Below are 13,013 nucleotides of genomic sequence, written 5' to 3'. Positions count from 1 at the left end.
AGCCGGATACGCTGGAAGGTGTACGTCCGGTTCGGAGGCGAGTGCTTGGAAACCGACCATAGTAATATGATACGGCGCCGGGTGCTTAGCCTACATCACAAAATCCTTTTCCCGATAGTTACCATCATCATTATGGAAACTTTTATCAATAAAATGAGGCGGTTAAAGGGTACCCGTAAAGTCATATTAATTGAAGAGGCATGGAAGGCTATAGCTAAAGAAGGAATGGCGGATTATATAAAGTATTTATTTAAAACCGTCCGCAAATTCTTCGGCGAAGCTGTCGTGGTTACTCAGGAAGTGGATGACATTATCTCGTCTCCGGTAGTTAAGGATGCCATTATAAACAACTCGGACTGTAAAATTCTCTTAGATCAGCGTAAATACATGAATAAGTTCGATTCAATACAGGCGATGCTGGGACTGACAGATAAGGAAAGAGCTCAGATTCTCTCCATTAATATGGCGAACAACCCAAACCGGAAATACAAAGAGGTGTGGATCGGACTCGGAGGGGTACAATCCGCCGTATATGCGACGGAAGTAAGTCCGGAAGAATATTATGCATTTACGACTGAAGAAACCGAAAAACTCGAAGTATTCCGTCTGGCAGAAAAACTAGACGGTAATCTGGAATTAGCTATAAAACAATTAGTGGATAGCAAACGAAGTAAACAGTAAACCCCGGGAACTATATCCCGTTAATACTAATTCTAAAAAAGAAAACAATATGTTCGGATTTAAAAAAAAGAAAGTTTCAATGAAAGATTTATTGAATCTCATAGACAGGCAGAATGATGTAATTAAAGAGCTTCTTTCGTTATATTCATCCTTAGCAAGCAAGATCCCTGAAAATGCAAAGCAGTACACTCCTGATACAACAATCTTATTAGACAAGATATGCGGGAAATGGCATAGTCAAAAATTGGATATATGTATCATTATTAAAAAAGAGAAGTACAGCGATAACTATTATGTTGAAATATCTGATCTGGAACGTCTGCCGGAAGATTTTATTGTAACATATCCTATTGAACTATATAAGGATATGATGTACTTTGTATTAGATGGCCATGTCATATTCATGGAATATGAGGCAGATAGCCATGAACTTAGTATTTGTGGAAAGTTATCCCTGCTTAGAACGGTTACGGATGCTCCCCTGTATCCGGGTATTCCTCTCGATTTATAATCACAATTAAACAACTCTTTTAATCAGATTTATTTACTTAAAATTTTAACGATATGAAAGCAAAAATTTTCATGTTGTGCATGAGCTTTATGCTCCTTACAACAAATATTAATGCTCAATGGACGGTCTGGGACCCAAGTAATTTCACCCAAAGCATTGTCAATACCAGCAAAGAGATTGTACAGACATCGACTACAGCTCAGAATATGGTAAAGTCTTTTCAGGAAACTGTCAAAATATATGAGCAGGGTAAAAAATATTATGACGCTCTGAAATCGGTCAACAACCTAGTAAAGGATGCCCGTAAAGTGCAGAAAACCATATTATTAATAGGTGATATTTCGGATATCTATGTGAATAACTTTCAAAAAATGCTGTCCGATCCGAATTTCAGTATCGAAGAATTGAACGCCATTGCAGGAGGTTATGTCATCCTGCTGGAAGAAAGCGGGATTGTCCTTGATCAGCTAAAAACAGTGGTGAATATCACTACTCTCTCCCTGAATGACAAGGAAAGGTTGGATGTGGTTGATGAATGCTACAGAACTGCCCTTAATTACAAAAATCTTGTTCGGTATTACACCAACAAGAATATTGGTGTATCCTATCTCCGGGCAAAGAAGAAGGGGGAAACCGAGCGAATCCTTTCCTTGTACGGAAAACCGAACGAACGCTATTGGTAAATCAATGTGCCGGTGTGTCAATTCGGTTACAAGAAAGAACACTTCATTGGCACACTGGCATATTATCACACTAAATAATTATAAACTATGGATTTTGATAATTTACATCAACTGCTCAGACAGCTTTATAACGATATGATGCCCTTGTGTGGCGACATGGTAGGGGTTGCTAAAGGAATAGCCGGATTGGGGGCACTGTTTTATGTCGCATATCGCGTTTGGCAGTCACTTGCAAGGGCTGAACCTATTGACGTATTCCCTTTATTACGACCGTTCGCAATCGGCTTGTGTATCATGTTCTTCCCTACTATCGTAATCGGAACTATCAACAGTGTCATGAGCCCGATTGTGCAAGGGACCCACAGTATGATGGAAAACCAGACAATGGATATGGAAGAGTATGCTCGCCAAAGAGACCAGCTTGAATATGAAATAAAAATGAGAAGCCCGGAAACGGCATACTTAGTCGATGATGCTGCTCTTGAAGCTAAATTGAGTGAATTGGGCGTTACCGATGTTGGAGCCAAGGTAGGATTGCATATGGACAGGGCTGCATACAATTTCAAAAAATGGCTGCAACGGGCACTCAGAGATTTGTTGGAACTGCTGTTTCAAGCTGCCGCTTTAGTAATCGACGTGGTGCGTACCTTCTTTCTTATAGTACTTTCCATACTGGGGCCTATCGCTTTTGCTTTTGCCGTATGGGACGGATTCCAGTCTTCCCTGACCGGATGGCTGATGCGCTATATATCAGTATACCTCTGGCTGCCTGTTTCAGACCTGTTCAGCAGCATTCTGGCACGTATACAATCATTGATGTTACAGGCGGATATTGAGCGTATGAGAATTGACCCGGATTTCTCACTTGACTCTTCCGATGCTGTATTTATCATTTTTATGATCATAGGCATTATCGGATATTTCACTATCCCTACTGTCGCAGGTTGGATTGTACAGGCCGGTGGCGGTGGAGCTTTATCTAAAGGCATCAACAGTTCGGCCGTTAAAGCGGGTGCTATTGCCGGAGGGGTCGCAGGTGCTGCCGCAGGAAATGTATCCGGAGGGGTTGTCGCCGGAGGGAAAGTGGTAGGAGGTAAACTAATGCAAGGCACTAGGTCCATGATGCGGAGCGGTGGAAGAAGCAGTAACAGTAATGATGGTAATGCCAGTAACGGACCTTCTTCCTAAAATCTTAGTCATTAACTTTTAAAAAAATCGAAAATGCAATTTAAATCATTATTGAATATTGAAACCAGTTTCCGGCAACTCCGTATTTTCAGCATTGTGTTTTTATGTTTGTGCGCAACTATTACCGGATACTCGGTATACAGTGCATACGACTTTGCCGAAAAACAACGCCAGAAGATTTATGTACTGGATAACGGAAAATCGCTGATACTCGCACTTTCGCAAGATCTGTCACAAAACAGACCCGTGGAAGCAAGGGAACATATCAGACGTTTCCATGAACTCTTCTTTACGCTCTCTCCCGACAAAAATGCCATCGAAGGTAATATCAGTAGAGCATTACTCTTGTCTGATAAGTCGACCTTCAATTATTACAAGGACTTGTCAGAAAAGGGATATTATAATCGCATAATTTCCGGAAACATCAACCAAAATTTACGAATTGACAGTGTAGTATGTAACTTAAATACATATCCTTACGATGTATCTACTTATGCCAAGCAATTTATTATTAGGGAAAGTAACGTAACCGAACGTTCGCTGATTACACATTGCCGGCTCTTAAATGCTGTCAGATCGGATAATAACCCTCATGGCTTTATTATCGAAAATTTTGAAGTTGTGGAAAACAAGGATATACGTGTCCTTACCAGTTAAAGAAATGCTTATGAAAGAACGATTAAAGGAAATCAGATACTGGTTGGAAGACAGGCTCAAAGGTTTCTGTGGAGAACTGACTCCCGATAAGCGGATAACAATAATACTAATTATGCTTCTGATATTAACCGCAGGCAACCTCTACTTTACTTTTTCGACCATATATAACTGGGGAAAAGGGAGTGAAAGGAAAAACAACCCCGATATAGAGCATATCAAAAAGCCTGAACTAAAACGGGATAGAATAAAAAGCCATGACTTTATTGATTCTCCCATCCCCGACAAGCTCTTCGACCTGCATAAACAGAGAATCCGGAAAGATTCCATTGATAGTATAAACAGTAACAAACAAAATTTTAAGGAATATGAATGGGAAAACAAGAATAAGTACGGAGCAAAAACAAAAGCTTAAAAAATATGCGGTCTTCGCATCGATGGCACTTGTCTTTGCAGCATGTATGTGGCTAATATTTGCCCCGTCAGAAACGGATAAGGCCAAAGAAAAGCAAGGAACGGGCTTTAATGCCGATATCCCCGACCCGGATGGAGGAGGTCTCATCAGTAACAAGAAAGATGCCTACGAACAGGAACAAATGCAGAATAAACAAAAAGACAGGATGCAGTCCCTGCAAGGCTATATGGATGAATTGGGCAATGAGGCTAAAGACAGGCAAGTCAATATTGCTGTCGAGGAAGAACAGCAACAATTCCAGCAGGAAGTGAAACAGCAGGAGCCTATTAACAGTTCAGTTTCCGCCTATCGGGACATCAATCGCACACTGGGTACTTTCTATGAACAGCCGAAATCCGATCCCGAAAAGGAAGAGATGAAGAAACGGCTGGAGGAACTGGAAGCCAAAATGAAAGAAAAGGACAATAAACAGTCGGCGATGGATGAACAGTTGGAACTGATGGAAAAGTCCTACCAGATGGCAGCCAAATATATGCCGCAGGTTCAGCAGGACAACGGTAACCAAAGCCTGAGCAAAAGAATAGCGAACGGTACGGTTAAAAATAGCAGTAATAACAACAAAACAAAAATCACACCGATACGACAGATCCGAAACCAAACGGTATCTGCATTGGCACAGCCCATCAGCAACGATGAGTATTACCAAATGTATGATCAGCCGAGAAACATCAGCTTTAATACGGTGGGCGGGACAGTCGGGGTATCGGAGAAAAATACGATTGCCGCGATCGTTCACGATGACCAGACTGTCGTAGACGGACAGACCACCCGTCTGCGCTTGACAGAGCCACTCATGGCAGGAACTACTCTTATCCCCGAAAACACCATTGTAACAGGCCTTGCCAAAGTGCAGGGAGAACGAATGGAGATTCAGATTTCCTCTATCGAGTACGAGGGGACAATTATCCCTGTGGAAATGATGGTCTATGATTCGGACGGACAACGTGGAATCTACATTCCCGGCTCATTGGAAATGAACGCCGCCAAAGAAATCATGGCCAATATGGGAAGCAGTGTCGGCACGAGTTTTACCATGACCGAGAGTACAGGGGCACAATTGACCTCCGATCTGACCAAAGGGGCGATACAGGGCTTATCGGCTTATATGCAGAAAAAAATACGGCAGGTAAAGGTTACACTCAAATCGGGATATAGGGTAATGCTGATGCCGAAAGCTAATTAGCTAATTTGGGAATATGCCGATGTACCAATTTAAAGAATGGAAAACAAAAATTAAAAATGAACAATTTAAATCAAAAAATAATGAGAAAATATATTGTATTAATAATACTGGCGGCAATAACTGTCGCAGCCAATGCCCAGACAGATACTATTCCGGTTATCAATCAAACACCGGAGGATATGCAGGAAGACCTGCAACAAGTGCTCAAACCCTCTTTTGGAGATTACTACGAAGGGCTGACCAAGAAAATCACATTCGACCGCATGATACCGCCATACGGGTTGGAAGTTACTTTCGAGAAGACCGTGCATATCATCTTTCCGGCAGCTATCCGTTATGTGGATTTAGGTTCGAATAATATCATTGCGGGCAAAGCAGGAAGTTCGGAAAATATCTTACGGGTAAAAGCGGCTGTCCGCAATTTTGAAACGGAAACCAATATGGCGGTCATTACCGAAGAGGGTAGCTATTACACTTTCAATGTAAAATTTGCCGATGAGCCGGAAAAGCTCAATATCGAGATGAAGGATTTTATGCACGACGGTGTTTCTGTCAATAAGCCCAATAACAGTATGGACATCTACCTGAAGGAGTTGGGCAGCGAATCGCCCCGCATCGTCTACCTGATAAACCGTGCTGTCTACAATACCGACAAGCGGATAGTTAAACATATCGGTTCCAAACGATTCGGCATCCAATACCTGCTCAAAGGCATCTATTCGCATAATAACCTCCTGTACCTGCATACTTCCATCAAAAACGCATCTAATGTACCCTTCGATGTAGACTTTGTACGCATGAAAATAGTAGACAAGAAAGTAATGAAGCAAACAGCCATTCAGGAAACAGTTATCTATCCGCTTCGGGCTTATAATTTAGTTTCGTCTGTCGGGGGTAATAAAACTGAACGCACCGTGTTCACAATCGATAAAATTACCATACCCAACGACAAGCAGTTAGTAGTCGAGCTTTTTGAGAAAAACGGAGGCCGAAACCAATCTTTTGTAATTGAGAATGAGGATTTATTGAGAGCCGAAGAAATTAACGAACTAAAAGTCAAATAAGATGAAGCGTATCACATTACTTATAATTCTGAGCCTTGCCCTAATCGGGCAGGCTCATGCTCAACGTTACTTACCGGGGCAAAAAGGTATTCAGCTGACAGGTGGCTTTGTGGATGGCTTTGCAGTGGAGAAGAAAGACGGGCAGGCGTTTTACGGCGGCATCGCCTTATCTGCCTATACCAAAAACGGAAATCGGTGGGGATTCGGCGGGGAATACCTGCAAAAAAACTATGAGTATAAGGATAAGTTTATTCCTCTGTCCCAGATAACAGCAGAAGGCGGTTACTACCTGAACTTTCTGTCGGACAGGAGTAAAACCTTATTCTTCTCGGTCGGGTTATCAGCTGTCGGAGGCTACGAAACGATTAATTGGGGCAAGGAGTTATTATTCGATGGGGCAACGATTACATCAGAGGATAACTTCCTGTATGGCGGAGCGGTGTCTTTCGAGATTGAAACATTCCTGTCCGACAGGTTCGCCCTGCTCATCAATGCCAGGGAGCGTATACTCTTCGGCTCTCAGGTTAATAAGTTTCATACACAGGTGGGAATCGGAATCAAGATAATTATAAACTAAGGAGCCTTCTAAGGAAAGCTCAACATACAATATAACAACAATTAAAAATGAATAAAATGAAAAAATGTGCATCTTACATCATCTTTACGCTATTGCTAGCCGCAATAGCGTGTGCCTGTAGCGACAATATTGATATTCGCCAAAGTTATGAATTCGAGGTTACTTACTTGCCTGTGCCAAAAAAACTGAAAGTCGGAGAAACAATAGAAATTCGCTGTCAGTTAGAACGAAGTGGCTATTATACCAATACGGCATACCGATTTCGGTATTTCCAAAGTGACGGAGAGGGCGAGCTGCGGATGGGTGGTAGCGAGCCATTCCTGCCGAATGACTATTACGATTTGACCAAAGAGTCATTCAGCTTTTACTACACATCTCGTTCCGATGAACAGCAGACGATAGATATCTACTTCTTCGATGACAGTGGCAACTCGTGTGTCCTTTCTTTCCAGTTTAATTCCGATAATAAAGAGGAGGAGAAATAGCTATGACAACAATGATGGTAGTTTCATATATTATTACATGGGTAAATATAATTTATTCCCTGATGACGGCTCCAAATGAAAAGGAATATATCGAAAATTAATAACACTTTTGTCTCCATATCATTTTTAGATTAACACCAGAGAAGCCTCCGATGTGATATCAGAGGCTTCTTATTATTATATAGATTATATTAACACAACGAAAATCTCAGGTGTATTGTTATAGAAAAGTAACACGCAATACATTGCTATTGTGTGTGTTAATATTTTAACAGCCTTATCATCTTATTTATTTTAAAAAGCATTTCATTTTTTATATCTTTGTCAAAATAAAGCCTTCTTTCTTTAAGTGAATAATAATTGTACAAGTAGCATTTATAATTAAATTTCCAATAAGGCTCTAGGAGAAGGCTTTTTCTATTTAACCACCCTTCCGGTTTTGCATCTGAGATGAGCAATAATTTTATTTTTTTCTAAAAAAGGTATCAAGTTTATATTAATCGATTCGTATTATCATGAATAATGTTATATCATTACATCTGCATTTAGGACAAACTACTACTCCCTGACAACGATAATCTTTGAATTTTTGCCTGCAACTATACTCGTCTGGGAACGGGTATATAAAATTTATTAGAGTCATATATCATTTTTTCACAATGATTATCTTTTCGGATAAATATACTGGCATTTATCATTAATACTTATTTAGTATCTATAATATATTGACACACTAACAATTAAGCTTAATTTAGGCTGTTTAAAAAAATAATCCACGCCCCAATGATTCATATCTAACATACTGAATATGGCATAATTATTACATTTTTAGTATCTGCATATAAATATTTAACTATATTTGTAAGCAAATATTTATTATACAACTTGAATCAAAAAAGCATGTGATTATTTTACACGAGGCTTGCCACCTTTTCAAGAATAAAATATTTATAATAAGACTTAATTGATGGATATAAGAATGCTACTTGTACAATTATTATTCACTTAAAATTTAGACAGGCTACACACAAATTAAAAAGTAAAATAAAACATCAAAAGTTTAATATCCGAATAATAATGGGATATTAAAAACAATCAATGAAGATGTCCCTCAAGCACTATAGGATGTTGGATCAAAACGATTGATATTACATTATAAGCAATAAAACCAGCTTAAAGGCATCTGACAACACTTCAGGGACAACTTCATCTGTTATTTATACTAAATAGACATTGATATAATTACTACAAAAAAACGATACTTTTACCAACAATATCCATCGTTCCTGATCTAAAGTTATTTTACCGCATTTTTTAAACATTTCTATTAACGGCTAATTTATTTAAGCAATAAAAACGCCATATATTTCTCCGCGGAACATTATTTTCATTTGTTCATATATACAGAAATGTTTTATTTCTTCTATAAAAGAGGACAACATAGATAATACAAATCGACAAAAACTTAAAATATATAATTATATTTTAATATTTATCTATATAAAATAATTATATTTACATCTAATTAAACAATAAAAGTGGATAGATTATATTATATAGACTCTTATACATAAATCCAAATTTATTTATATTATGCATGAAACTAATTACAAAATTGACTTGAAAGTCAATTAAAAAAGCGGTGATGGCTCATTGTTGGGAAAAGTTTACGATTTTCAAAAAAACCTGGAACAACACGAAGATTTAAAACTCAATGTTTTTAAAAAATGCCCGTTATTAACACCTTGTGATAATAAAGTTAGAATATATGACAGGCATAAGAAAAACGAATCTGATGTTTATATGTTTGGCTCAAACAATTACTTAAACTTGATAACAAATGATTCTGTTATCAACAAAACTATCGAGTCTATTCATAAATATGGTGTTGGAAGTGGAGGTGTACCGACTTTATCGGGAACAACAGAAATACATGAGAAATTAGAATCGTTAATTTCTGATTTTACGGGATTCGAAGACACAATATTATTTTCTTCAGGCTTCACAGCTAATTTAGGAGTTATTTTGGGATTAATAAGACCTAACAACCTCGTTATTCAGGATAAATTCAACCACGCCAGTCTTATTGACGGAGCAATGATGTCCGGAGCGAAAATGTTAAGATACAAACATAACGATCCGGCTTTTTTGGAGAAAATATTGAAGGAGAATTATGATGAGTTCAAAGATGGTATTTTAGTTATAACAGACGGTGTCTTTAGTATGGATGGAGACATTGCTAATATTCCGGAAATTATTAAAATCGTTAGAAAATATAACGCCATACTATTGATTGATGAATCCCATGCTACAGGTGTTATCGGGGAAAAGGGCAGAGGTACTTTATCTTATTTTAACATCGAAGACAAATCGAATATATTATTATCCAGCTCATTAAGCAAGGCTCTTGGCACTGTTGGTGGTTATGTTTCCGGCAGTAAGGAAATTATAGATTATCTGAGAATTTTTGCTCGGGGAAATTTATATTCTTCCTCTATTCCGCCAAGTGTTTGTGCTACAGCAATAGCAGGCTTTGAATATATGATGGAATCGGATATCGTGGAAAAGCTAAACAATAATGCTTCTTATTTGAGACAAGTATTAGCAGAAGAGGGTTATAATATTCTCAACTCTATAACTCCTGTTATTCCGGTAATAATTGGTGATGAATACAAGCTTACAACTCTATCACGGGAATTATTGGATCACGGGATTTATATAAGTTGTATTTTCCCCCCTGTTGTTTCTCCTAATTTATCGAGAATCAGGATTAATGTAATGGCAAATCACACGAAAGAAGATATGGATTATTTAGTAGATGTTTTAAACAAACTGAACTCTAGGTATTCAATCAAATCATCTAAAGAATAATTCATTTAGGGAATAACCAGCTAAACATTATATGAAAATAATATTTAGCTGGTTTATAATTCCTATTTTAGTGACTTAATAAAGTCTCTTGGCAAACCTGTTGCATAATGAATAGTGGTCATATTCACTTTTTTTTCTAATAATTTTTTTGCAACATTAACCAGATCTGTATCATGGTCGGTCTTTATATATTCAACCTGTATTTTCCCTCCGGAATAGACTAAACTTATAATTTTATTCACACAATCTTTTAATGAATCAATAGCTTCTTCTGTATCAAAATCAATAAAATTAAAAGATGCAACTTTACGATGTATTATTAAATAATATATACCACCTATCAAGACGGCCGATAATAATTTTACATCTATTTGTTTATCTTCAAATTCTTTACTGAAATAATCGATAAGCATACGAGAATTATTGTCTCGGTTAGCAGCTGTCCGACGGGTTATGTAGTTAATTTCATTCATCTCCCACGCAATTAGTTTCTGCATCGAATCATTTTTAATCAGGGATTCAATCAATTCTTTCATGATCTTCTGAAGATTCTCCACGGGAGTATGGTCTTTAGTATCTATCACAAGATTATCACTTAACCAATAATCGTATTCTCTCACATAAGTATCAATAAAAGCTTCCATACTTTTATACCTATTATAAAATACCGGAGGATCAACACTTGCTTCCTGCAACAAACTTGTCACAGTCAAATTTCCGAAACCAACATCTTTAATAATTTTTTCCGCAGCATTATATAAAGTTGATTTGATATCATCATCCGATCTTCGACTCTTTTTGGGTATTACCGGCGGGGCATCTTCTGTTAGTTTTTCTGAATTCATAGACTTAGTTATTTACATTAATAATAACTAACAAATATAACGAAAATCTCATTTTTTTCTCAATACTTTATATAAATAATCATTAATTTATAATAAATGAGAATTAGATTATAATATCGTTAGTTATTTGATATGCAAAATCAATAATTATTAATTATTGATTATTTTCTTGTTTTTTAAAATTTGTACGAATTCAACTCCTCTTCAACAGAATTCATATCTCCTATGACTTTTTCATTTAATATTTTAGCATATATCTGTGTTGTTTTAATATCGGTATGTCCCAACATTCTTGAGACGCTCTCTAACGAAACTCCTTTTGTTAGCATAAGCGTGGCATAAGTATGGCGCCCGCAATGAGTGGTCAGATTTTTTTGTATTCCACAAAGTCCTGCAATTTCTTTCAAGTATATATTCATATTTTGGCATGCTCGAACTGGCAATAGTCCTTTTATCTCTTTTCTCATATTTTCGTATTTATTTAAAATACGTTGAGGAACATCTAACAAAGGAATAAAAGATTCGTTCCCGGTTTTCTTTCGATCTTTTATAATATATTTTTTACCATCAGCATATTGGACTATATCACTTTCTTTCAAATTTTTCACATCAATATAGGCAAGCCCGGTAAAACAACAAAAAATAAATACATCTTTGGCTTCATTCAATAAATCACTCTCGAAGGTTGTTTCTAAAAGTTTTAATAATTCAGGCTCTGTTAGATATTTTCTTTTTCCTCTTTGAGAACTCAATGTTATTCCGTTAAAAGGGTCTTGTAGTAAATAATGGCTTTTTACGGCATCTGTTATTACTTGTTTTAGATACCTCATATGACGCACCATTGTATTATGGGCACACTTCCCCTTTGTGAGCAAGAAAACCTCGTAAGAGCGAATTAAATCATATCTCACGTCTTTTATCCTAATATCATCCTTATCATATTCATAGTTTAGGAATTCTATCAGTTTATTTCTTGTACAGATATATTTATCTACTGTTTCCTTACTGATAATGTTACTTTGATTCAATAATTTTTTCTGTTCTATTTTTTTATCAAAAAGACTGATTAGGGTATTTTCTTTTTCTTCTATACCCAAATAGCTATTTTTTAACCTATCCGGTGTAACAGTACCACCTCTTTCTAAAAGACTATAATACTGGCTGATTAAATCAGCACGTATTAACTCCAGACTTTTATTTATCTCAAGGGCACTTTTTGTACGGCCAATTACTTTACTGGTTTTAGAATCCCAGAAGTCTGCTTTTATTGAAATCTTTGAGCTGAATTCCGTTGCCTCGCCATCGATAGTAATACGAATCATTACAGTTGATTCGCCGTTCTTCTTAGTATTCGTTTTTCTTACCAAGAAAAGGATGTTAAATGTACTTTTCATAACTACAAAAATTAGTATACAAAATTAAGAAATTATATGTAGTCATGGAGATGTACAGAAAGAGACAAAACCTATACAATGTAAGACATTGACATTTATTGAATTACACAAACAATTCGTGAATATTTTTTTCATTTTTTACAGTCACGAATTAATCAATCCTGTTGTGTTCCATTTTGTAGGGTCAATGTCTGTAATGCATAAAGACATATAACAAAAAAAATCCGCAAATCATCTGATTTACGGATTCTTGTCTTATTTCTTTATAATTCTGACCGAGATTGTCTATGCTGACTATCAGTCGCTTGTAGTCCCAGGCAGAGTTGAACTGCCGACCTCTACATTATCAGTGTAGCGCTCTAACCAACTGAGCTATAGGACTGGCTTTCTTCGTTCTGGCCT

The 13,013-nt window shown here is 37.0% G+C and carries 13 protein-coding genes, 1 tRNA gene and 1 pseudogene; 11 read left to right on the top strand and 4 right to left on the bottom strand.

Features of this window, described 5'->3' with window-relative positions:
* The 10 genes from M2448_RS19950 to M2448_RS19905 all read left to right on the top strand — a co-directional run.
* Positions 1–681: TraG family conjugative transposon ATPase (locus M2448_RS19950; RefSeq protein ID WP_280647921.1), on the top strand; the 681-nt coding region annotated here is incomplete at its 5' end.
* A 49-nt stretch (positions 682–730) separates the two neighbouring features.
* Positions 731–1,192: a hypothetical protein gene (locus M2448_RS19945; protein ID WP_280647922.1), complete on the top strand. Its 462-nt coding sequence runs from the start codon at positions 731–733 to the stop codon at positions 1,190–1,192.
* Positions 1,193–1,245: 53 nt separating this feature from the next.
* Positions 1,246–1,875 (top strand): DUF4141 domain-containing protein, encoded by a 630-nt coding sequence (locus M2448_RS19940; protein WP_280647923.1) that lies wholly within the window; start codon positions 1,246–1,248, stop codon positions 1,873–1,875.
* A gap of 87 nt (positions 1,876–1,962) precedes the next feature.
* Positions 1,963–3,063: a conjugative transposon protein TraJ gene (gene traJ / locus M2448_RS19935; protein ID WP_280647924.1), complete on the top strand. Its 1,101-nt coding sequence runs from the start codon at positions 1,963–1,965 to the stop codon at positions 3,061–3,063.
* A gap of 33 nt (positions 3,064–3,096) precedes the next feature.
* A complete protein-coding gene (gene traK / locus M2448_RS19930; protein WP_280647925.1) occupies positions 3,097–3,720 on the top strand; it encodes a conjugative transposon protein TraK in 624 nt (207 codons plus the stop codon).
* Positions 3,721–3,730: 10 nt separating this feature from the next.
* The gene (locus M2448_RS19925) at positions 3,731–4,132 is read left to right on the top strand and encodes a TraL conjugative transposon family protein (RefSeq protein WP_280647926.1); all 402 of its coding nucleotides are present in this window, start codon (positions 3,731–3,733) and stop codon (positions 4,130–4,132) included.
* Positions 4,086–5,375, top strand: a complete 1,290-nt coding sequence (traM, locus tag M2448_RS19920; RefSeq protein WP_280647927.1) for a conjugative transposon protein TraM — start codon at positions 4,086–4,088, stop codon at positions 5,373–5,375. The genes M2448_RS19925 and traM overlap by 47 nt, the downstream gene beginning before the upstream one ends.
* An 80-nt stretch (positions 5,376–5,455) precedes the next feature.
* The gene (traN, locus tag M2448_RS19915; RefSeq protein ID WP_280647928.1) at positions 5,456–6,439 is read left to right on the top strand and encodes a conjugative transposon protein TraN; all 984 of its coding nucleotides are present in this window, start codon (positions 5,456–5,458) and stop codon (positions 6,437–6,439) included.
* 1 nt (position 6,440) lies between these two features.
* On the top strand, positions 6,441–7,016 hold the full coding sequence (locus M2448_RS19910) for a conjugal transfer protein TraO (RefSeq protein WP_280647929.1): 576 nt from the start codon (positions 6,441–6,443) through the stop codon (positions 7,014–7,016).
* 56 nt (positions 7,017–7,072) lie between these two features.
* A complete protein-coding gene (locus M2448_RS19905; RefSeq protein ID WP_280647930.1) occupies positions 7,073–7,501 on the top strand; it encodes a TraQ conjugal transfer family protein in 429 nt (142 codons plus the stop codon).
* A 541-nt stretch (positions 7,502–8,042) separates the two neighbouring features.
* On the opposite strand, the pseudogene M2448_RS19900 reads toward M2448_RS19905, so the two are convergent.
* Positions 8,043–8,144, bottom strand: a pseudogene (locus M2448_RS19900) (IS1595 family transposase); the annotation flags it as partial.
* A 1,013-nt stretch (positions 8,145–9,157) separates the two neighbouring features.
* On the opposite strand from M2448_RS19900, the gene M2448_RS19895 reads away from it, so the two are divergent.
* Positions 9,158–10,372 (top strand): pyridoxal phosphate-dependent aminotransferase family protein, encoded by a 1,215-nt coding sequence (locus M2448_RS19895; RefSeq protein WP_280647931.1) that lies wholly within the window; start codon positions 9,158–9,160, stop codon positions 10,370–10,372.
* A gap of 62 nt (positions 10,373–10,434) precedes the next feature.
* On the opposite strand, the gene M2448_RS19890 is transcribed toward M2448_RS19895, so the two are convergent.
* The 3 genes from M2448_RS19890 to M2448_RS19880 all read right to left on the bottom strand — a co-directional run bounded on the left by M2448_RS19890 (position 10,435) and on the right by M2448_RS19880 (position 12,993).
* Positions 10,435–11,217, bottom strand: a complete 783-nt coding sequence (locus M2448_RS19890) for a hypothetical protein (protein WP_280647932.1) — start codon at positions 11,215–11,217, stop codon at positions 10,435–10,437.
* 176 nt (positions 11,218–11,393) lie between these two features.
* On the bottom strand, positions 11,394–12,611 hold the full coding sequence (locus M2448_RS19885; RefSeq protein WP_280647933.1) for a site-specific integrase: 1,218 nt from the start codon (positions 12,609–12,611) through the stop codon (positions 11,394–11,396).
* Between the two features lie 308 nt (positions 12,612–12,919).
* A tRNA-Ile gene (locus tag M2448_RS19880) sits at positions 12,920–12,993 on the bottom strand.
* Positions 12,994–13,013 lie beyond the last annotated feature (20 nt).

The sequence above is a fragment of the Dysgonomonas sp. PF1-14 genome (assembly GCF_029892965.1).
Classification (GTDB): Bacteria; Bacteroidota; Bacteroidia; order Bacteroidales; family Dysgonomonadaceae; genus Dysgonomonas.
Note: the sequence above shows the minus strand (reverse complement) of the source record. Positions and strands in the feature narration are given on the sequence as shown.